General features: G+C 58.5%; 14 protein-coding genes. 7 read left to right on the forward strand and 7 right to left on the reverse strand.

Annotated features, from left to right (window positions below; all coding sequences use genetic code 11):
* Positions 1 to 82 precede the first annotated feature (82 nt).
* Together V1277_RS00565 and V1277_RS00570 are read left to right on the forward strand one after the other, a co-directional pair.
* The gene (locus V1277_RS00565) at positions 83 to 1,360 is read left to right on the forward strand and encodes a glycosyltransferase family 4 protein (protein WP_334414608.1); all 1,278 of its coding nucleotides are present in this window, start codon (positions 83 to 85) and stop codon (positions 1,358 to 1,360) included.
* A gap of 634 nt (positions 1,361 to 1,994) precedes the next feature.
* The gene (locus V1277_RS00570) at positions 1,995 to 2,690 is read left to right on the forward strand and encodes a heparin lyase I family protein (protein WP_334414609.1); all 696 of its coding nucleotides are present in this window, start codon (positions 1,995 to 1,997) and stop codon (positions 2,688 to 2,690) included.
* Between the two features lie 55 nt (positions 2,691 to 2,745).
* Here the strand turns inward: V1277_RS00570 and V1277_RS00575 are convergent, their stop codons facing one another.
* The 3 genes from V1277_RS00575 to V1277_RS00585 form a co-directional block, all read right to left on the reverse strand.
* Entirely contained in the window at positions 2,746 to 4,170 is a 1,425-nt protein-coding gene (locus tag V1277_RS00575; RefSeq protein WP_334414610.1) for a glycosyltransferase family 4 protein, read from the reverse strand.
* On the reverse strand, positions 4,151 to 5,413 hold the full coding sequence (locus V1277_RS00580) for a nucleotide sugar dehydrogenase (protein ID WP_334414611.1): 1,263 nt from the start codon (positions 5,411 to 5,413) through the stop codon (positions 4,151 to 4,153). The genes V1277_RS00575 and V1277_RS00580 overlap by 20 nt, the downstream gene beginning before the upstream one ends.
* 536 nt (positions 5,414 to 5,949) lie before the next feature.
* On the reverse strand, positions 5,950 to 7,161 hold the full coding sequence (locus V1277_RS00585) for a polysaccharide deacetylase family protein (RefSeq protein WP_334414612.1): 1,212 nt from the start codon (positions 7,159 to 7,161) through the stop codon (positions 5,950 to 5,952).
* A 1,184-nt stretch (positions 7,162 to 8,345) separates the two neighbouring features.
* Here V1277_RS00585 and V1277_RS00590 point away from each other — a divergent pair.
* From V1277_RS00590 to V1277_RS00610, 5 genes are all read left to right on the forward strand, one after another.
* Entirely contained in the window at positions 8,346 to 10,373 is a 2,028-nt protein-coding gene (locus V1277_RS00590) for a heparin lyase I family protein (RefSeq protein WP_334414613.1), read from the forward strand.
* A gap of 115 nt (positions 10,374 to 10,488) precedes the next feature.
* Positions 10,489 to 13,200, forward strand: a complete 2,712-nt coding sequence (locus tag V1277_RS00595; RefSeq protein WP_334493412.1) for a type I secretion system permease/ATPase — start codon at positions 10,489 to 10,491, stop codon at positions 13,198 to 13,200.
* Positions 13,187 to 14,623: an HlyD family type I secretion periplasmic adaptor subunit gene (locus V1277_RS00600; RefSeq protein WP_334414614.1), complete on the forward strand. Its 1,437-nt coding sequence runs from the start codon at positions 13,187 to 13,189 to the stop codon at positions 14,621 to 14,623. The genes V1277_RS00595 and V1277_RS00600 overlap by 14 nt, the downstream gene beginning before the upstream one ends.
* A 655-nt stretch (positions 14,624 to 15,278) precedes the next feature.
* Positions 15,279 to 16,439: a GNAT family N-acetyltransferase gene (locus tag V1277_RS00605; RefSeq protein WP_334414615.1), complete on the forward strand. Its 1,161-nt coding sequence runs from the start codon at positions 15,279 to 15,281 to the stop codon at positions 16,437 to 16,439.
* A 103-nt stretch (positions 16,440 to 16,542) separates the two neighbouring features.
* Positions 16,543 to 17,136, forward strand: coding sequence for a LabA-like NYN domain-containing protein (locus V1277_RS00610; protein WP_334414616.1), 594 nt, complete (start codon positions 16,543 to 16,545; stop codon positions 17,134 to 17,136).
* Between the two features lie 565 nt (positions 17,137 to 17,701).
* Here V1277_RS00610 and V1277_RS00615 read toward each other — a convergent pair.
* From V1277_RS00615 to V1277_RS00630, 4 genes are all read right to left on the reverse strand, one after another.
* Positions 17,702 to 17,989, reverse strand: coding sequence for a nitrate reductase (locus V1277_RS00615; RefSeq protein WP_334414617.1), 288 nt, complete (start codon positions 17,987 to 17,989; stop codon positions 17,702 to 17,704).
* Positions 17,990 to 18,093: 104 nt separating this feature from the next.
* The gene (locus V1277_RS00620) at positions 18,094 to 19,074 is read right to left on the reverse strand and encodes a CobW family GTP-binding protein (protein ID WP_334382758.1); all 981 of its coding nucleotides are present in this window, start codon (positions 19,072 to 19,074) and stop codon (positions 18,094 to 18,096) included.
* An 11-nt stretch (positions 19,075 to 19,085) separates the two neighbouring features.
* Positions 19,086 to 20,312 carry a CobW family GTP-binding protein gene (locus V1277_RS00625; protein ID WP_334420250.1) on the reverse strand — a complete coding sequence of 409 codons (1,227 nt, stop codon included), beginning with the start codon at positions 20,310 to 20,312 and terminating at the stop codon, positions 19,086 to 19,088.
* 138 nt (positions 20,313 to 20,450) lie between these two features.
* A complete protein-coding gene (locus tag V1277_RS00630; protein ID WP_334414618.1) occupies positions 20,451 to 21,878 on the reverse strand; it encodes a PepSY domain-containing protein in 1,428 nt (475 codons plus the stop codon).
* Between the last annotated feature and the right edge of the window lie 11 nt (positions 21,879 to 21,889).

The following is a 21,889-nucleotide window of genomic DNA, read 5'->3' on the forward strand; positions in this document are numbered from 1 at the left end:
AGCTGCACGCCGCATTGAGCTCGCTCTGCATTTTGCGGCGGACGCTCGCAATCCGTCCGCTTCGATTTCTTAGGATTCCGTCATGAACACACTGACGCGGTCGTCCCAAACGGAAAGCGAAAAACGTTGCGCTGGGACCAAAGGGACGGAAGGAAGCTTAAGTCGCGGTGTCAGCGGCCCCCACGTACCGGTCTCCGCACGTGCTCCAATGAGACCGAATGCTCACCCCAAGCGAACCCGCATTCAAGTGGATAACGGCACGCTCGAAAAGCCCGCCGATCAGGATGCACTTCGCGTGATGGTGGTCACTCCCTTTGGCCAGTATGGCCGAGGAGGAATTGATCGGCTGACGGATCTCATCATTGATTCCATCGGCCAACGCAAGGAACTCGGGGTTGAGGCAGAGCGACTGGTGACCAGGGGAGAGAAGAGATGGTGGCCGCTCGTTTTTGCGCGCGCACTGATTCAGTTAGTAGCCGCGACCAGACGGCGTGAGGTTGACCTGCTACACATTCAACTTGCATGGCGCGGCAGCGTCTACCGCAAACTCATGATCGCGGCGATTGCGCGGTATTCGGGAGTTCCCTACGTCGTGCATCTTCACAGCGGCCGGTTCGGGCGTTTTTGGGCTGACTCCGGAGTATATTTGGCCGGGAGGATCAACCGGCTCTTCATCGATAGTGCGGCGATCATTGTTCTGGGGCAGTGTTGGGCGCGCCTCATTGTGGATCGGCTGCCAGACGTGAGGGACAAGATCACAATTCTTCCGAACGCGTCCCCCCTGCCGAGCGGGCCAAATCGAGACCGGGCGCAGGGTGAGCCGATCCGGATTACCTTTCTGGGTCAAGTTCGACCCGAGAAGGGAGTTCCGCAACTCATTGACGCACTCGGAAGATTATCAACCCGCGCCGACTGGTCGGCGACGATAGCCGGACATGGCGAATTGGATCAGAGTCGTGCCCATGCTCAACGGTTGGCAATTGTCGATCGAGTGAATCTACCGGGCTGGCTTGGCCCCCACGAAACCGCGACGCTGCTCCGCAGCACCGATATCCTGGTGCTCCCGTCGTTCGTGGAAAATCTCCCAATGGTAGTGATAGAGGGCTTTGCCCATGGCATAGCCGTGATTGCAACGCCAGTTGGCGCAGTACCCGAAGTCATTGATCACGAACGCAACGGCCTGCTCGTGCCAGTCGGCGATATCGCGGCGCTCGCTGCTGCGCTTGATCGACTGATCGAGAATGGGGAGTTGCGGCGAAGTCTGGGCGACGCTGCTCGTCGCGACTATGCCGAGCGATATGAGATCAGCGCCTATATCACACGCCTGGTTTCAACCTGGCGAAGGGCGGCGAGACGTTGAAGTATGCGACCGTCCGTTCGCGATGGCATTTCAAGGTAGAACGCATGGTCGACGGCCACACGGACGTTGTCCAGGCGCTCTTGCGCCACCAGTGATGGCCCGCACACGAATTGAATAGACCTGCCGCGGTACTTTTATCGCTTCGATTATGTAGACGGGATCTCGTCATCATGAGCCTCGTCCGAAGATCTGCTGGCACTATGTCCCGAGCCTGGTTCATGACCGGCGTTGCCGACGGCGCATCCAGCAAACAGAAAGCATGGGTGTGGCCGAATTGGGTAACCCAACTGGTCGCAGCCGTTTGAACGTGGACTAGGGAGATTTGTTTACGGCCGTTTCTGCGCGCGAGCTTTGAGATGCTGACCGAAAATTTTGTTACAACACATCGACGGTGGTTGCTACGCGGGACGACGGAATGTGGTTACACCAATCAGATCGATCAACGAGGGTACGACAGCATAGGCTGATAGTGCTAATCTTGTTGCAATTCTTCGCGCTCCCAGGCTTGGTGGCAGCAGACAGCCGGGGCAGCAGGATATTTCCGAGCGGCACTACTTCGGGCGGTGCTCACAGCTCGACTGCGATGGATATCGCGGCTGGCACAGACCAAGTGCCGCCAGCCCCGACCAGTAGGGTGGCAACGAAAACGGAGATCACCTCGTTCTCCGGCGCCAATGACTCAACCATAGTGATCGGTGGAATCAGCGGCCGAGTCCAGAACGCAAACCAAAGTTGGAGCCTGACCTCGCCGGATAGCCACACGCTCCGTTTTGAGGTCCACCCCGGCGATCATTGGAGCAATTCCGGCTGGAGCGATCTTTTGAATAACGACGGGGCTGAGCGTTCTGAAATCGAGCTCGAACCACGGTTTGAATCCGGCACCATCGTAAGTGTGTCTTACAGCTTTATGATAGAAACCGGAGCAAAAAATACTTCACCATGGCTGGTCGTCGGTCAATTTCGTCAAACCAATGCAAACGGTCCGCCTCCATTCGCCATAGCAATGGCTGGGGAACATATGCAAATCATTATCCGAAATGTGCCCTCAACCGCGTTCGTAGCTTATCGAGACCCGAATCCCATTCAACGGGGTCGATACTATTCCATGCGCATTCAAGTGAAGTTTGGCGACAAAAAAAACGGAGCCCTCAGTGTTTGGCGGGATGACGTCCCGCTTATCAGCTACCAAGGGTCGATAGGATACGGGCACAGTGAGACGTACTATTGGAAGGAAGGGATCTACCGCGCGCGTGGGAGTACCGCATCGATCGCGGCGTACTACCAAGATCTGCAGGTAGCCGCCGCGCGACCGGCACTCCCCCAACAGTGATACTATTGGCCGCCTCGGAACTCCTGACCGCCACACGCTGCTTCGCGTTACGGCATCAGCGCGGGCTATCGCGTCGGCTCAATTCAGGTACGGCGGCGCGCCGCTGGCGGCTTGATGAAGATCTTAGACTGAATACCCTTTCATAAGCACTTAGAAGGTTTGCCGTCTCGTGCTCCCAGGCGAGCTCGTCATGGATTCTCTTCTGGCCGAATGCGCCCATACGGTCACGCCGCGCTGGATCATCTAGAAGTTCCAGTATCTTGTCGCCGAACTCCGCAGTATCCGTATTCTGTACATATAGGGACGCCTCTCCAGCCGAAACGCGCCCTTCGGTGAGATCAAATTGGACGATAGGCTTACCAATGGCCATGTACTCCATGGTCTTATTCATCGTTGATTTGTCGTTCATCGCGTTGGGGCGGTCCGGATCCACGCAGACGTCTGCCGTCGAAAGTATTGTGAACAGTGTCTCATCATCAACACGGCCAGTAAACGTGACCAACTCGTCCAACTCAAAGGTCATTGCAAGTTTCTTGGCCTCCTCTAATGCCGGTCCACTCCCGACAATGACGAACTGGACATCATCGCGGCCTCTCTTGCGGATGTGCTTGATCGATTCCAGTAACAGATCGATCCCTTCCGGTTCTCCAATAACGCCCACATATGCGACCAGGAATTTGCTTCCCTTTTTCCAGGCCGGGTCTGGTGGAAGTGATCGCACGCGCGAAAGGTTCGGACCGGAGCGCACAACGAACACCCGGTCCGAGTTCATTCTCCCTCGTTCAATGGCGATGGTACGGTATGACTGGTTTGCCGCTATCGATAGGTCAGATAATGCGAATGTCATGCGCTCAAGCAGAACCAAGACCCGCCAGAGCAGGCCACGGCGTCCGAATTTTGCCTCGTAGAACTCCGGGTTGATGTCGTGTTGATCGTAAATGAATGACTTTCCAAACAGGAACTTATGAAATGCACCAACTACGAAAATGAGATCCGGCGGATTACAAGCGTGGACGACATCAAACCCACGCGTTGTGAGCACTTTCATACTTAGCACGAACTCCCAAAGCAATGCCGCGCCATATTCGGCGAAATAGCTTAGTACCCCGCGCCCCTCTTTCGGCAACCAGTGGCGATAAACGGCGATTCCCTCGATGATCTCAAATGAAGCCGTTGCACCCGGCCCCTTGGGACAAATTACAGACACCTCATAGCCATGCCGCGACAAGGTAGTGGCTTCCGACCACACGCGGCGATCGAATGGGACTGGAAGATTTTCGACGATGATGAGCACCCGGCGGCGAACCGAACCGCTAATGCCGGGTTGTAAAGCGGGCGCGTCGACAGCCAGTCCCGTGGGAGTAGCATCCGAACCGACCAATTCGCGGAGTTCGCTCTCGACGTCGACCGACTTGGGCTTCGCTAAACCCGCTTGGGCTGGGTGGCTTGCGTCGCAATCGTCACGAAAGCGTGTTAACATCGATGACCCGCCCGGCGCGTAATGCCATTGCTTTTGCCCACCCTCTGGTATCGACGACAAGGTCGAATGGCTCCGACTCGGCGACCGATTTCGGGACTAGTAGTTTGCGGAGTGCGGGCAGACTCGAGAACGCATAGCCAAGATTCTGCCCCAACAATTTTGATGGCTCGACTTGGGGATCGTAGATCGACAAGTCGATGTGCGATTGAAGGAATTTGCGAGCCAAGTCGATATTGGGACTCTCGCGAAGATCGTCGCTGTCCTCCTTGAAGGCTAGTCCAAGCATAAGCACGTGCCCGCCTGCCGGCACTGCTTTCACGCAATTCTCAAACAGGAAATTCTTATGCGCATCATTCGACCTCAGAAGCGCATCCACAAGGTGAGCATGTGCCCCGACGTCGCTTGCGATGTATTGCAGCGCGCGAACGTCTTTCGGTAGGCATGAGCCGCCAAATGCGCCACCTGGTCTCAAGTAATAGGGCGAGATGTTGAGCTTCGTGTCAGAGATGAATATCCTATGGACAGTGGCCGCGCTGATACCGAGCTTGTCGCAAACGCGACCAACTTCGTTGGCAAAAGCAATCTTTACTGCATGAAACGTGTTATCGACGAATTTTGTCATCTCCGCCGCACGGTAGGTCGTGTAGAAGACCGGTGCGTTGATTGTTGCGTTCAACTCGTCGAGAGCCGGGCACTTTTCTCCGTCCTTCGTCCCAATCACGATCTTCGGTGGATTGAAGAAGTCTTCGATCGCCACGGATTCGCGCAAGAATTCTGGATTGTAGACGAGTTCGACAAGATCCATCTTACCCTTCAATGCGTCCTCAAAAATCGGGAGTACCAGTTCCTCGATCGTGCCGGGCCGCACCGTGGAGCGAAATACGACAGTCAACATCGTTGCTCGAGCGGAGCCGACCAACTCCGCGATCTGATGGGAAACCTCGACGATAAAGCTCATGTTGTGAGATCCGTCCGGCGCACTGGGCGTTCCCACACACACTATTGCCATGGCGCAACTGTCGAGATGCCCACTCGCATCCTTGGTCGCGCTCAGTAAACCTTTTCTGACGGCACGCGCTACGAACTCGTCGAGCCCGGGCTCCGCGATCGGCGACTTGCCCGCATTGACTATCGCCACTTTTTCATCGCTGACGTCGACACCGATGACCTCGTGACCGTTCCTGGCAAGGCAGGCGGCCGCGGTCATGCCGACGTAACCAAGTCCGAACACTGCAATTTTCATCCTGCCACAATAGTCTTGGGGTGTGCCGAGCAAGTGTGAGCAAAAGGGTTGTCGTCGGGGGCTGAGTGGCTACCCAGTTGGGAGTACTCCGGCGACGAACTAATTCTTCGACCGCCGTCGTATGCGTTAATCCGCAATGAGAACGTCGAGCTCAACCACGCGCAATCGCTTTGATCGACAAAGCCCGGCTTCGCCGGCTGGACCTATTGCGATTCGCGCCACTCTTGTAACCAAGCGACTAAAGGTAGTAGGACCAGGGGATAGAAGAGTATCTATTGGGCGCTGGTGGTCTTTGCACAGGCACTGGTCCAATTCGCTGTCGCCGCAAGCCGTCGTGGTGAGGCTGACCTAGCGTGCGGGACATATTTGCGCGGACGCATCAACCGATTGTTCGAGGATAGTGCGGCCATTATCGTGCTTGGCAACTATGGCGCGCGCGTCATTCTCGATCGGCTTCCCACCCTTCAGGATAAAATCACGATCCTTCCGAACGCAAGCACGTCACCTAGCCAGCCAAATCCGGGCCGCCGCCCTATCTACTGCCGGCCGAGCCAGACGCCAATCATCCGGCGACTGTTCTCCAATAATCTATGTGCAGCCAACTGGACCCCGCTCATTCGTGCAGCGAAAGATGTTTCCGAGTCAAACGAACTACTAACGCCAATGCGAGGAAGCGCGAATTGATTTAATTTATGGTTGCTTAGCTGATCGTGTCGTGTTGTTACGGCGCTAGAATAGCCCGCTTCACTGGCGAGACGCTCTTCACGCGGACCACATGCCCCGGGGGTGCCATACGGATAAGCGAGGTGCCGAACGGACAACTGAAGTAGATTCTCCAGATAGTTGCGGTTATCGACCAACTCGGCTCGCGCTGAGGACACGTCCAAGGTTGCGAGCGCTGCGTGTGAAGTTGTGTGCCCGCCAATTGATGCGAGAGGATGACGTGCCAAATTTTGAAGCGCGCACGTGTCCAGGAAGTATCGCTCGTTCAACGCTGACATCGAAATACCAGCCTTGTTGAACGTCGTCGCAAGCGCTGCGACACGCTTGTAGTCTTGGTGAACCCACTGGACCACTTTTGTTAGAGCAAGTCGCTTGCGTCGGAAGTCAGGACAGTGAATCCGAATGCCCATTGCATCGATCGTAATGTCATCACTTGAGCGAATTTGCTCGCGCAATCCCAACCACCACGATTGCAGGGTCCGCGTCAAGGCGGCGGTGGGTATGTACACCATGAATGGAGCGTTGTTGCGCTCGAGGATTGGAAGGGCCACCGAGACATTGTCTCGGTATCCGTCATCAAAAGTAAGAACCGCATAGCGACGCGATCGGTCATTCCTGGCCAACTTCTCAAGACATTCCTCAAGGCTAACAATTGCCCATCCCTCTCGCTGCAGCCAACTGATCGAGTATTCAAAAAGCTCAACCGAAGTACCGGTCATCAATTCCGACCGACAATCCCGTTGAATTTCGTGGAACATCACGATCGCTGCCCTGCCAGCGAAGATTCGGCGAAAAACTGGAAAAAGTCCAATGCCGCCGATTCCATGAAACAGGCCATTTTTTAACAACTGCTTCACTGGAGGGCGCAGCTGGAATCCATTCCGGCAGCAGCCTAACCATGTTGCAGAAACTGCCTCCCGGATTTCCGGCACACCCGACTCTCGACATTCATCGATCATCCATGGGTCAGGTGAGCCGTGCATAAGGCTCAATGACTCAGCTCTGTCTAATACGAAATTGCGCACGAGCCTCCTCCTCGCGCCGAGGTTCATTCTCGAGGTCACCCTGCGCTCAGTTTGCGGTCCGTCGCGGCGCTTGCGATGGCAAGGCGTACTTAAATACGGCGTATGAGAAGTGGAGAACAATTCGATGGCAAAATTCCTTGAGCTCCTTGTAATCGCCGCCATTCTCTGACCGAGAGAGTTCGCGAAGACGTGATGCAGTTCGCTAGCTCAGTGAGGAATGTACGCGGGTACAACAGAGATCGAACGCACCATCACCTCCTCCTGCATGGCGCGTGTCACTTCACTGCAAGTTTAAGCAAAAGGGTCGAGACATTCACCGGGGACGGAGAAGAGTTCACTTGGGGCATAGTGGCTACCCAATTCTGGGTACTAGGCCCGCCGGCAATTCCGCCCGCCGAAATGCTTCGATCAAGCCGACATGTGACAATTTTTCGACCCGACGACGGAGATCATGCCGTCGCGAAGTCGCTCGCTATGATGGGTTTACGTCTTCGCTGTTCGATGTGTCGGCCTCGGTCCGCGGCTGCGGTGCGCTGGTGGCGCCGCGCATCTCAAGGTCACGCCAGCACCTTCCTGGATTACTGGACTCACTTGGACGGCGCCCGGTTGATCTGTGCTTCGTAGGCGTACCGGTTGCGGCTATTCGGCTCGCAGGGACCTCGAGCTATCCTCGATAAGTTCTACTCGATTATCTGCCATTCGCGCCGCTCCTTGTTCTCATAGTCGGCTGCACCGGCGCAACTCGGTGCGCGTCAGCCGGCGGGCTTGCCTTCGCAGAATGGCAAGTGTCTTCACAGGCGCCAAGATGACGATCGCGCCGCTGAATCGTCTGTTCCATCACTTGGACACCGATCACGCACCCGTCGCGCTCGCGACTTCCCCGCCACATCGACCGATTCAATTTTGTTCGATTGGCAGGCGGATAGTGCATGTTTTCAGCGCCATACTTCCGCGTACGTATTGCTGCCGTATACGTGTGTATAAAGTCACATTCTGAAATTTTTTTCGCCACACTTCCTAATTAGCCATCCGGCTGAGCAGTCGGGGGGCAACTTCAAAACCCACTGCCCATTGAAATCCGTTCGCGGCGCCAAGCGCGTTGCGACCATGCGCTGTGTCACTCGCCATCGCGATGCGCGGCACATGAACTCTGTTCGCTGAGCTACGCGCTGCGAACATGTGGTATGTCGCGCGTCATCGCATGCGCGGCAGTGGAATTCCCCGTCTTCAACGTTCAAAAGGATCACGGAATGGCTTCCGAACCAATCACCTCTTTCTCAGGTGCAAATGGCTCTAGCATAACAATCGATGGATATGGCGCGCGCGTCCAGAACGCGAACGAGGCGTGGAGCCTGACGTCGCCCGATTCCCAAACGCTCCGATTTTCGGTCCACTCCGGCGATCATTGGAGCAGCCCCGGCTACAGCGATTCTACAGCGGAGCGTTCCGAGATAGAGCTATCCCAACGTTATTCAAGCGGCACTCCCATAAATGTATCCTACGGTCTTACCCTAGAGCCCGGGGCGGCAAATACTGCTGCATGGATGGTCCTCGGCCAGTTTCATCAAACCAGTATAAGCGGCTCGCCTCCATTCGCCGTCGCAATGTACGGCGAACATATGAGTATCATCGTTCGTGACAGCTCCGGTAAGGAGAATGTCATCTATAGAGACCCGAACCCCATTCAGCGGGGGCATGAATATTCCATGAATATTCAAGTCAATTTTGACAGCTCGGGAAACGGATATGCGAAAGTTTGGCGGGATGGGGTGCAGATCGCCAATTACCAGGGTCCGATAGGATATGGGAGTGGCGAACAGTATTATTGGAAGGAAGGCGTCTACCGTGCGCCGGCCCCGGAAACGCTTACGGCGACTTACAGCAACTTGGACGTCTGGACTGGGGCGGCACCGGCACCGACACAGCCGACGACCCCAACCTCGCCCACGTCGCCAACCACCCCGGAAAACCTCGCGCCGACGGTGACGCAGGCATCCGCTTCACCGGGGACGGGAGTCGCAGATAACGGCGATACCATCACAATGACGCTCGGCTTCAGCGAGGCCGTGGCCGTCACCGGCATTCCTACGCTGTCGCTCAACGATGGCGGCACGGCCACCTATGTCGGTGGCTCGGGCACGAGCTCGCTCACCTTCAAAACGACCGTCGCACCGACCGACAAGGACACGCCGGCGCTCGCGATCACCGGAGTCAATCTTCCGAGCGGCGCCAGCATCAAGGATGCTTCCGGTCTTGCGGCGAACCTCTCAGGTGCGGTGAAGACGTTCACCGGTCTGCAGATCGATGCCACGCCGACCTCACCGACAACGCCGACATCGCCAACGACGCCGACCTCGCCAACAACCCCTACCAACCCCACAACCCCTTCTGTCACCAAGCCGGCCCTCACCGTCGCGGATAACACGCTCTCGGTGACCGGCAGGGGCGGTAGGGTCGATCTGGGGGCCAACGTGACAACGACCGATCCCAACGATCGGGTGACCGTGAACGTCACGGGCCTGCCGAGGTACGAGAGGATCACCACGTCCGATGGTCAGACGTTCAGGGGAAATAACATCACCTTGACGGCTGAGCAGGTTAACGGCGGCCTCGAGCTAAGCTCGTACTACAACCGTAGCGGGATCGCTCCTGCCGCTACGCTCACGCTGACCGCAACGGCGCAGGACCCGGTCACCGGCGCTGTGACTTCAGCCGCTCCGCAGACCATCACCGTGACGGATCCGCGAAGTGCGGGTACGACGACCACCACGGCGCAGCAGACCAACACCGTGACGAATCCTCCGTCTTCGACCTCAACGAGCTCAGGCGTGCTGAGCCAAAGCTCTGTACAGCAGCCGCGCGTGGAACCCGTCACGAGCACCGCGGCGTCCACCGCACCGCAGCCGATCGCCGCGACGGATGCGACCGCCGCAAGCGCAGGGTTCCTGGCAAACCAGGGCTTTGCAATGCTGCGGGACCACATGCAGTCGGGCACCAGCACTCTGGCGACCACGCAGCCGCAAGCGGTCGTGGGGGATACTCAGCCCGCGGCAGGTGCGGCCACGGCGTCTCTGGCAAGCCAGAACTACGCGCTGCTGAACCAATATCTGGCCGGCAACATCGGCCGGGTCGATCAAGGGCAGATCGTATCGGCTGTGTCGCAACCGACTGGTTTTGGGCAGGAAGCTATCCTGGCCAGACCGCAACGTTGATCCGCGTTCGCACCCAGGCGCAGCAGCGCCTGGGTGCGGCACCACCAAAGTTTGGGAATGCAGAGAAGGAACATCAATCGCGGCCGGTAGCCGCGAGGAGTTGAGTTAAAACATTATGGCGATGCAGAATGGGAATGCCCACGCCGCAGACCATGGGCTTCGAGCCTTGGCTCTGTTCCTGCGCCTTCATGGCGTCCACACCGAACCCGATCAGCTCCGCGATAGCTGCGGAAGCAGCACAGTAGGCATCCGCGCCCTGCTTCGCTGCGCGCGCCAGTTTGGAGTCGAGGTTCGTTCGCAAACAACACGTTGGACGCGACTTGCGAGCTTTCAGCTTCCTGGAATCGCATCGCTGCGTGACGGCGGGTTTCTGCTTCTCGGCAAAGTCGACGACAACGGGGCGCTCGTGCTGCGTCCGACCGCGTCGCGTCCGGAGCTGATGACGCGCACGGAATTCGAGGAAATCTGGGACGGTCGTTTGATCCTGACGGGATCGCAGAACGTCACCAATCAGATGCTCCAAGCCCTCGCTGACATGGGTGTCACCGTACGTGGTCTGGCGCGGCGCGCCGTCGTCCCCGTAACGCGCGCCCGCGATATCGTGACGCATGCCCGCGATACATTGCTGCGCGCGTGCTTCGGCGAACGAAGCGATATGGCCTTCCAGGCGGCCAGATCCGACGCCGAGGCTGTGAGCATCGTACCTCAGAGCGAGGACGAATCTGGGCTCGTGGCTGTGGCAATCCTGTTACGCTGCCATGGCATTGCGGCCGACCCTGAACAGATCCGGCATCGCATGGGTGCGGCGCGGCTCGGTGTTACCGAGATCCTGCGCTGCGCGAAGGAATTCGGGCTCAAGGCGCGAGCACAGAAGACGAGTTGGAACAGACTTGCCGTCACTCCGCTGCCCGGGATCGCCCTGCTGCGCGACGGCGGCTTCCTGATCCTCGGCAAAGTCGTCGATGACAAGCTTCTTGTTCAGCGCCCATTGTCTCCCCAGCCCGAAGCAATGACGCAGGCAGAGCTCGAGGCGATTTGGGACGGCGACATCATCCTGATGGCGCGACGCGCGTCCCTGACCGATCTCTCCCGCCGCTTCGATATCGGCTGGTTTGTCGGCGCGGTCCACAAATATCGCCGTCTTCTCGGCGAGGTGCTGGTCGCCTCGTTCTTCCTTCAGTTCTTCGCGCTCATCTCACCGTTGTTCTTCCAGGTGGTCATCGACAAGGTGCTCGTGCATCGAAGCATGAGTACGCTCGACGTCCTGATCATAGGTCTTGTGGCGCTGACGGTGTTTGAGGCCGTTCTCGAAACGCTCCGGGTCTATCTGTTCGCGCACACCACGAACCGTATCGACGTCGAGCTCGGCGCCCGGCTATTTCGTCACCTGATGGCGTTGCCGATCGCATACTTCCAGGCCCGCCGGGTCGGCGATTCCGTCGCACGCGTCCGCGAGCTGGAGAATATCCGTCAGTTCCTGACGAGCTCAGCGCTTACGCTCGTTATCGATCTGTTGTTCACCGTCGTCTTCCTTGCAGTGATGTTCTACTACTCGACGACGTTGACGCTGATCGTTCTAGCGTCATTCCCGTTCTACATCGGCATTTCCGTGGGCGCTGCGCCGCTGTTTCGCCGGCGCCTCGATGAAAAGTTCAATCGGGGCTCCGAGAATCAGGCCTTCCTGGTCGAGAGCGTAACCGGCGTCGAGACACTGAAGGCCATGGCGGTCGAACCGCAGATGCAGCGCCGGTGGGAGGAGCAGCTCGCCGGCTATGTAGGCGCGAGCTTCCGCGTGCTTAGCCTGAACAATACGGCGAGCCAGGCGGTCCAGATGATCAACAAGCTGGTCATAGCGGCAACGCTTTACTTCGGCGCCAGACTTGTGATCGGCGGCGATCTCACCGTCGGTGAACTCGTCGCATTCAACATGCTGGCCGGACGTGTGAGCACGCCGGTGCTGCGTCTCGCCCAGATGTGGCAGGATTTCCATCAGGCCCGCCTGTCGATCGATCGTCTCGGTGACATCCTCAACACTATCCCGGAGCCGAGCTTCAATCCCGGCCGCGCCGCACTGCCGCCGATCCGTGGGCAGGTCACGTTCGAGCATGCGACGTTCCGCTATCGCATTAACGGTCCCGAGGTGCTGCACAACGTGTCATTCAATGTCCAACCCGGGCAGGTCATCGGCATCGTCGGCTCGTCCGGCTCGGGCAAGAGCACCATCACCAAGTTGGTCCAGCGTCTCTATGTGCCTGAGAGCGGACGGGTGCTGATCGACGGCGTCGATCTCGCGATGGTGGACCTGACCTGGCTGCGGCGCCAGATCGGCGTCGTTCTGCAGGAGAATGTGCTGTTCAACCGTTCGATCCGCGAGAACATCGCGCTGGCTGACCCGGCCATGCCGATGGAGCGCGTTATCGAGGCGGCATCGCTCGCCGGCGCCCACGACTTCATCCTGGAACTGCCCGAGGGTTACGACACCATCGTCGGCGAACGCGGCAGCAGCCTGTCGGGCGGGCAACGCCAGCGTGTCGCGATCGCGCGCGCGCTCATTACTGATCCGCGTATCCTCATCCTCGACGAGGCGACCAGCGCACTCGACTACGAAAGCGAGCGGGCCATCCAGCAGAACATGAAGCGAATTGCCGCCGGCCGGACCGTTTTCGTCATCGCTCACCGGCTCTCGACGGTGCGCAATGCGAACCGGATCATCACGCTCGAGCATGGCCGCATCGTCGAGGACGGCAGCCATGATGAGCTGATCCGGTCGAACGGCCGTTACGCAAACCTCCACTATCTACAGGCCGGTATCCATGACGTCCGCTAGCCGCAATATCGTCCCGTTTCCGAGAAATCCGGCTCCCCCAGCTCGCCGCCGCGAGCACGAAATCGCGTTCCTGCCGGCGGCGCTCGAGGTCACTGAAACCCCGCCTTCGCCGATTGGACGGGCGATCGGCGCGAGCATCATTGCGATCTTCTGCATCGCACTACTGTGGGCGTCGCTCGGCAGCGTCGATATCGTCGCCTCCGCAACCGGCAAGATCGTACCGGGCGGGCGCACCAAGCTGATCCAGCCGTTCGAGACGGGTGTCGTCCGCGCTATCCACGTCCGCGACGGGCAGACCGTAAAAGCCGGCGACGTTCTGATCGAACTCGATCCGACGATGACGGAAGCCGACAACGACCGCCAGAAGAGCGATCTCCTTGCGGCCGAACTCGATGTGGCGCGACTGCGCGCCGCGCTCGCAGAGGATCCGCTTGCCGCCTTCCGGCCGCCGCAGAGCGCGAGCGCCGCTGAGGTCGAGATGCATCGCCAGTTCCTGATCAGCCAGCGCGCCGAACAGAACGCCAAGCTCGCGGAGATCGAACGGCAACAGGGGCAGAAGGAAGCTGAACGGGCGACCACTTCGGCGAGCGTCGCCAAGCTCCAGGCGACAATACCGGTGCTGCAGGAGCGCGTGGACATCCGCAAGAATCTGGTCGACAAGGCGCTGGCTTCGAAGGTCGTCTACCTCTCCGAATACCAGGAACTGGTCGGGCTTCAGCAGGACCTCGTTCTACAGCAGAGCCGGCTGCGCGAAGCCGATGCCGCCCTGTCATTGCTGAAGGAAACCAGGGAAAGAACCGCCGCGGAGTATCGGCGCACGACCTATGACGCACTCGCGAAAGCCGAGCAGAAAACTGCGAGCGCGGCGCAGGAGGTGATCAAGGCAGAACGGCGCACGAAACTCCAGCGTTTGAGCGCGCCCGTCGATGGCGTCGTGCAGCAACTCGCTGTTCATACCGTCGGAGGCGTGGTGACTCCTGCTCAGGCGCTCGCCGTGGTGGTTCCGAGCGAGAGCCAACTCGAGATCGAGGCCATGCTTTCCAACCGCGATATCGGGTTCGTGCAACCGGGCCAGAAAGCGGAGATCAAGGTCGATACATTCAACTTCACGCGCTATGGGCTTCTTCATGGCGAAGTGCTCAGCGTTTCGTCTGACGCCATCACCCGCGACAGGCAGCAGGGCCCTTCGAATGATCGGGCAATGGGCGCGACGACGAGCAGCAGTGAACCGAAAGGTCAGGAGCTGGAGTATGCCGCTCGTGTCTCGCTCGACCGTGCGGCCATGCAGATAGATGAGAAACTCATCAAGCTAGGGCCGGGAATGGCGGTGACGGTCGAGATCAAGACAGGCTCGCGAACCATCATCAGCTACCTTCTCTCGCCGCTGGCACGATACAAGCAGGAGTCTTTGCGCGAGCGGTAGAAGACGCTGAACGCCAGCGAAGAGCATTTGCGGGGTAGCCGGAGATCGGCGGCATGGCTCGTTAACCGACGTCGCCGTCACCATTCTCCGCTACCGCGTCGGCCGCGTTACGGGCCGTCTTCATCTTGTCGACACGGTCGATTCACTATTCATCACGAGCGATGCTTCGCTCATGGGCCAATGCACGGGCGTTCGCCCCTTCTCCCTTATTACGTTTTATTCCGTTCTGCGGCTGCTCTTAAGGACTACACCGAGGGAAGCAGAAGCAACATCGTCGGCCTCGGACAAGCGGCGCGAAGCGCTTTGGCCGGCGATACGTCGGCGGCCGTCGTCGTCCAAGGATCCGGTCAGTTCGGTGTCGACGAAGCCGGGCGACGTGACACGATCGTCATCGATGCGAAGATACCTGACTGCAAGGTCAAGAGTTCTACTTCGGAGGTACCTCGCCCGGAAGCGCATTGCTCATCAACATCCACCTTTGCGCCGCCGACCCCGCAGGCGCGGTCGGTTAGATTCCTCCCTCCGGAGCGCGCCGGCACGGATATCTCACTGCTCCGCCACGCGACGGCGATTTTCCTACGACACGGAGGCAGACGGCATCATCACGATCGCCCGTCGGAGACAAGCGCAATCGATTTAGCGGTGAGTGAGAAGCATGGCCAAGTTGGCTGTTCCAGAGCCTGGGAGGCAGGCCGCGTCGTTCCGCGTAGAGTTTGTCCGCGACTGGACCAAAGCCTCGGCGCGCTGGGGCAACGGCGGCGACGCCACGGTCTTTCAACACAGGCACTGGCTCGATGCGTGGTATCGCGCCTTCGACACCGTCGATCCCGTGATTGCCATCATCAGCGACACGAGTACGCAGCGCGATGTCGCACTCGTTCCGCTGGTGTGCCGCAATCAACACGGCGTTCGCTCGATCGAGTTCGCGGATCTGGGCCTGAGCGACTACAACGCGCCGATACTGGCATCCAACGCGCCGCATGTTGCCGCAAGCTTGCACACGATCGGTTCCGCGCTGCTGGCGGCATTGCGCCAATTGCCTGATCGTCCCGACCTGATCCGGCTGAAAAAGATGCCGCTTGAAATCCGTGGGCGTCCCAATCCGTTGGCGGAGATCGAGGGCGCCCGATCCTGCTCGGTGAACGGCAATCTCGTCGAACTCGGCGATGATTTCGAAGTCTATCGCGCCTCGATCCGCAAAATACAGATGCCGCGGTGCTGGCGCGTCTTCACCCGCCACCCCGGAGCCCGATTTGAAATCGCCACCACCGTCGACGAAGCGCTGCGGATTCTCGATGTGATGGATTGCCAACAGCACAAGCGCATGAAGCAGTTGGGAAAGAAATTCGTTCTCGACGAACCCCGTCGCGCGAAGTTCTATCGCGACGTCGTCAGTCGCGGTCTTGCGGAAGGCTACGCCGTGGTTTCGGCGTTGATCTGCGACGACGGCGTCGTGGCCACCACCCTGGGATTCAGGCACGGCCCGCACTATTCTATGCTGCGGAACACCAACGCCGGAGAGCAGTGGTCCAATTTCTCACCGAGCCGGCTTTGCATCGAGCGGACGATGGCCGCCTTGCACGGGCAAGGTGTGCGGCACTTTGATTTCAGCATCGGCAATTACGATTACAAGCGGCGTTTTGGCGCGCAACCTCTTCCGTTGACGGATGTCGGTATCGCCCTTTCCTGGCGCGGCATGCCCTATGTGTTGCGCGACCACGCCGTGGAGAGACTGCGACGCTATCCGCGGCTCGCCGGAAAGGTTCGGCGCGCGGCCGGCAGTCTTGCAGCGGTCAAAGAACTCTGGGCACGGTGACGGGTTGCGCGGCCCTTACGCCGCGTCGGCCGGCCGCGCGAAACACACAACGTGAACTGATGTCTCTAATGCCTTGCTGTCCGATCTGGGAGCCATTGTTTGAATGTCATCTTGCTGTACCAAGATCGTGCTACTTATCGATGGCCCCAATCTTTATGCGGCCAGCAAGACGCTTGGTTTCGATGTGGACTACAAGCGACTGCTCAAGGAGTTCCAAAGTCGCGGCACGATACTTCGGGCGTTCTACTACAACGCGATCATCGAGGATCAGGAATATTCATCGATCCGACCCTTGATCGATTGGCTCGACTACAACGGCTACACGGTGGTAACCAAAACAACCAGGGAGTTCACCGACACCAGCGGCCATCGCAAGATGAAGGGCAGCATGGACATCAAACTCGCTGTTGATGCCATGGAGCTTGCCGAGCATATCGATCAGATGATTCTGTTCTCAGGTGACGGCGACTTCCGCCCATTGGTGGAGGCGATCCAACGTCGAGGCGTTCGCGTCACTGTCGTCTCAACCATTGCCACCCATCCTCCGATGATCGGCGATGAACTTCGGCGTCAGGCCGACGCTTTCATCGATCTGGTAGATTTGAAGCCCAAGCTTAGCCGCGACCCATCCCAACGGCCAGCCCCGCGCGACGCGCGCCATCCCACGTTATCCTCGCAACGGGACCATCACGGCTGACAACATTCTCGCCCGCAGAGGGAAAGAACCGACGCTGCAGTGCTTTCCAAACGCACCTTAAAATTTAGCCCCGAAAAGAGCTGATCTAATAACGAACTCGCCGCTTTAAGTGCTGGCTGCAGCCGGACGGGTCGGACGCCCGAATGGCGGAATCAAAATCAGTTTGATTATCCAACGATTTCGGGGCGCATTTGGAAAAAAGGCTGAAAAGTCGCTCAAGTAATTCCAATGGGTTGGCAGCCGTTTCCAAATGAAAGACAGCCCTCCACGGAGGATCAGGCGCGGCGAAATCTGGGAGCGAACTGCGCCGAGGCGTCCAAGAGCTTCGGTGTCGAACCGCGCATGCGAAGAAAGGCCAGTTTACGCGCGAGGAATTGGCTTCGCTCGCCCAACTGAACGTAGAGTCCTTGAAGGAGTTCTGCTGACCTTCGATCTGCCGCTCAGCCGACTCCGGCCGAACAGTTGCGGCTCGGCCAACTCGACAACGCTCCGCTCGATGCATCGAGCAGCTTCGGGGAAACTTTTCGCCAACAATATCCCGGTGAAATGTCCGTGAAAGCGCGCTCTAGGTACGAAGTCTCAGATCAAGCGCTTCTTTCAGTTCATCGAGAGTGACGTCGGGAATCGATTTGTGGATTCTTGCAATTATTGGCCTTTCCCCTTCTCTCAAGATCGCGACGACGGTTTCCACATCGGGACATCCTGGCTCTCGACAGGTCAACTCGCTAACCGAGATAGTCACGTCATTCGACAAGCCCAACAGCTTCTGCGTCTGCAGCTTTAATTCCTGAACTGCCTGAGGATAGCCGATTCTTTGGACCCGCCGCCCCATAGGTAAGGCAATCTTTGGCATGCTTTTGGCGTCCGAATGGATTTGCGAGGGCTGTCAGCCTCAGCATGGCAACGGACAAATTCCGCTGCCATGCTGCAAGCTTGGTGCATCACCCGTGCCTTCAATCAGTGACTTGAGCCCCGACACTGCTCAAAGCCTGCCTTCAAGACGTCCTCCGGCAAATCGCGCCCGATGAAGACCAGGCGGCTTGTTCTCGGCTCATCGGGTTTCCAGGGGCGTTGATGGTCTCCTTCGAGCAACATGTGCACTCCCTGAATAACAAAGCGATCGGGATCGTCCTGGAATTGGATGATGCCCTTCAGCCGCAGAATATCGGTCCCGAACTGACGAACGGTCTCCTGCATCCAGGGGAAAAATTTCTCAGGAATGAGAGGTGTCTGCGTCGTCAATGACAGGCTCTTTACGTGACTGTCGTGCTCATGGTCGTGAGCTTCACTGAGAAAGCCAGGCTCGAATTCAAGAACCCTGTTGAGATCGAACGCATTCCGATCCAGGACTTTTTCGAGGTCAAGGGCGCAACGTTCGGTGCGATGGATCATCGCATAGGGATTAATTGAACGAATCCTTGCCTCGACGAGCTTAAGGTCCGCCTCCGAGACCAGATCGGTCTTGTTGAGCAAGACAACGTCGGCGAATGCGATCTGCTCTTGCGCTTCGTGCGCCTGGTCGATCTCTCCGAGGAGGTGCTTTGCGTCGATGACCGTGACGATGGCATCGAGTTTCGTGTTACGACGAACGTCGTCATCTACAAGAAAGGTTTGCGCCACGGGCGCCGGGTCAGCAAGCCCGGTGGTCTCCACGATGATCCCGTCAAACTTGCCGCGCCGCTTCATGAGTCCTTCGAGAATCCTGATGAGATCACCTCTCACCGTGCAGCAGATGCACCCGTTGTTCATTTCGAATATTTCTTCGTCCGCATTGACGATCAGATCATTGTCAATTCCGACCTCGCCAAACTCGTTCACAATCACCGCATAACGCTTACCGTGGGTCTCGGTCAGGATACGGTTCAGCAAAGTTGTCTTCCCTGCGCCCAGGTACCCGGTGAGGACGGTGACCGGTGTTTGTGAAATCACATTGTTCATGCGTGGCCCTTTCAGCGTTGAGGTCTCGTTGCGTTCTGAATCACAGGTTTGGGTTCAAACTGGGCAGTGGCGCGCTCGTGAAGCAACAGCAATAGCCCTGCGACAAGCGCAAAACCGAGAACGCTCAGACCCGCGACCGTGAGCACCAACTGCGCCTTTGCGCGCGCTGAAATGCCTGTTATCGCCGTGAACAGATTCTTGACGACCGCTTCATCAAGGCCGTGAGCGATGACGACCATTCGCGTGCGACGATCGTCCGAGGGCCAGGCCGGAAGCCGGTACTGTTGAATCGCATGCTGAACGCCGTGTACGACAACAGGCCGCTCCGGATCGTCCTCCAGCCCAACGAGCCCCTTCAGACGGAGTAATTGCGGGCCGCCTACGGCCTTGAGCAGTTCAATGAATGTGGCGAGATTTCGCGGCGATACGGGCCGGCTTTCGAGCAATGCCAGGCTCTGGATGCCAGCCGCCGCATGGCGGCTCGCGCCTGTGGCATCGTTGTGAGTTTGCCCCTGCTGGGCCAACGCCACCTCCAAGGCCAACCACCCCTCGACATCGGCCCCCTGTTCGGAGGGAACGTAGCGACGCGGAGCAAAGACCGCTGCGAGATCGAAGTCGTTCCCGTGACGGTCCACGATGGCCGCGGAAGCGTTGATCTGCCGGATCTTCGGCAGCAGGCCGGAGAAACCGGGAGCTGCGGCGGCTTCTGCGCCGAGATCCGTCTTGGTCAGCACGACACTATCCGCAAACGCCACCTGCTTCATGCATTCGAAGTGCCGCTCCATCGTCTCTTCGATCATGGTCACGTCGATTGCGCAGACGACGCCGGACAGTCGAAAGCATCTTGCCACGACATGGTCCCGATACCCGACCGCCGGAAGACCGCCCGGTGTGATCTGATTGATGATCGGAGCGGGATCGGCAAGCCCGGTCGTCTCGACGACCACGCGCTTGAACGGCGGGACAGCCTTGCTCTCCACAGCGTCGTAAAGTTCGAACAAGGAAGACCTGATGTCGCTGGCTGCTGTGCAGCAGAGGCAGCCTGTCGTTGTCACCATCAGCTCCCGCTTGTTCACGCGAACAAGGTCATGATCGATCGATATATCGCCAAACTCGTTGGTGATGACGGCGGTGTCCGCAAAGCCCTCGCTGGCCAAGAGCTCATTGAGCAGCGTGGATTTCCCCGAGCCCAGGAAGCCCGTGAGGATCGTCACCGGAATCGGCTGGTCTATCTTCATTGCCACGCAATCAAATCGCCCCGATGCGTAATGTTATAACGTTACATTCAGGCGCACAACAGCCCCTTTGGGGGCCCATCACGATTGATTGTGGTCTCTGCCTTTGCAGCGCATGGGCAGGCGGGCCATTCGAAGCGGTCAGCGAAATTCAAGTCTCAGTCGCCGCCAGGCAATCACGATTCCGGTGATGCTGAACGCTGCTCCAAACGCGCATAGAACAACAATAATCGCGCTCCGCAGGCTGGGGCGCGCCATCAAGGCAGGAAAATCGAAAGTATGCAGCGCGCGATACAGCCAGCGATAGGTTCGACGCTGCGCATCAAGCTTTTCCAGGTTGGCGCCGCTGGCACCATCGATTTGGTACCAAACGTCCCCGCATATGGACCGATATACGGGAGCCGATGCAACTTCGGATGCACGGAAGTAACGGTCATCTGGCGCGACAGCCGAAGTGCCCGAGCAGCTACCGACGGCGTGCGAGATGACGACATTGATCTGATCGGCTTGCAGGAACGGGGAAGCAGGTGAAGCAGACGCTGGAACGACGACGGAAAGCTGCTGCGCGTCAAGTCCCGTTCGATTACGTTGATGGATGCGGCCGCCGAAAGTAAACCACTCGATTTCACGGGTAGCCGGTGAAAGCGATGCGGGCACTGTCGCGGTCAGTTCGACCCATGCCGGCGTCCCGGCGATCCGGTCGGCTTCCGATCTGGTAAGCACGCCGGTGGAAAAGAGACGGCCATGGTCCATCGATAGCCATCCGCTAACAATCCACGTCACCACGAACGCAGCGCACGCCAGTCCGAGCCAGTGATGCCAAGCATGCCATTTTCGGAAGGGAGATACGATACGGTCTCGCACGCGCCTGAAACGAAACAGGCCTACCATGAGGCCCGACAATGCCGCGATGACGGCAGCAAGGGACAACCACCAGACCGTGACGTTCCAGGCCATCGAGTTCTTGCGCAGCACACTCGGATAGATCCAATGGACGACGCTTCCAACGTAGTTCCATGCGCGTTCACTGCGCGTCGTATCTCTCACGATCTCGCCGGTGCGTGACGAGACGTACAGCTCGGTTCCCGCAACATCGTTCAGAGCAATGCGATAGAGAGGTCGGTGTCCGTCGAGACTGTTCGGAACCGTCCATTGATCATATTCCGCCAGTTCCACGAAAGTGGCCGCAGCAGGATTCAAGCCGCGCAAGCGCGCATGCTCGGACCCGATTGCGAGTGCCACTTTCTCGGAGCCGATATCGGCCGCGCGCAGATCGTCAGCATGCAGCGCTTTCATGCCGGAGGCAGTCGACACCAGGTACACCGGACCGTCGCTGCGCTGCCACAGACGCACCCGCGTGACGCCTTTGAGCGTGCTCGCCGCGACAGCCTCGGCGGGACTTTGCCTCACCTTGGAAACGTCGAAGACGGACAATCCTCCGAAGCGCTCAGCTTCGGTGAGCGCTGGAAATGGCACAAAGTGCATCACGATCCCAGATGCAAACCACATCAGGAACAGCAAGCACAGCGGGATGCTCAGCCAGCGATGGATAAGGACCAGGACCCGCAACGGGCGAACCA

Origin of the sequence: Bradyrhizobium sp. AZCC 1588 (assembly GCF_036924735.1) — a bacterium.
In the GTDB taxonomy this organism is placed as follows: Bacteria; Pseudomonadota; Alphaproteobacteria; order Rhizobiales; family Xanthobacteraceae; genus Bradyrhizobium.

Coding starts and splice junctions, on each gene's coding strand:
- V1277_RS00565 (WP_334414608.1), top strand. CDS start 83: ATGAACACACTGACGCGGTCGTCCCAAACGGAAAGCGAAAAACGTTGC.
- V1277_RS00575 (WP_334414610.1), bottom strand. CDS start 4,170: ATGTTAACACGCTTTCGTGACGATTGCGACGCAAGCCACCCAGCCCAA.
- V1277_RS00580 (WP_334414611.1), bottom strand. CDS start 5,413: ATGAAAATTGCAGTGTTCGGACTTGGTTACGTCGGCATGACCGCGGCC.
- V1277_RS00590 (WP_334414613.1), top strand. CDS start 8,346: ATGTCGCGCGTCATCGCATGCGCGGCAGTGGAATTCCCCGTCTTCAAC.
- V1277_RS00595 (WP_334493412.1), top strand. CDS start 10,489: ATGGCGATGCAGAATGGGAATGCCCACGCCGCAGACCATGGGCTTCGA.
- V1277_RS00600 (WP_334414614.1), top strand. CDS start 13,187: ATGACGTCCGCTAGCCGCAATATCGTCCCGTTTCCGAGAAATCCGGCT.
- V1277_RS00605 (WP_334414615.1), top strand. CDS start 15,279: ATGGCCAAGTTGGCTGTTCCAGAGCCTGGGAGGCAGGCCGCGTCGTTC.
- V1277_RS00610 (WP_334414616.1), top strand. CDS start 16,543: ATGTCATCTTGCTGTACCAAGATCGTGCTACTTATCGATGGCCCCAAT.
- V1277_RS00615 (WP_334414617.1), bottom strand. CDS start 17,989: ATGCCAAAGATTGCCTTACCTATGGGGCGGCGGGTCCAAAGAATCGGC.
- V1277_RS00620 (WP_334382758.1), bottom strand. CDS start 19,074: ATGAACAATGTGATTTCACAAACACCGGTCACCGTCCTCACCGGGTAC.
- V1277_RS00625 (WP_334420250.1), bottom strand. CDS start 20,312: ATGAAGATAGACCAGCCGATTCCGGTGACGATCCTCACGGGCTTCCTG.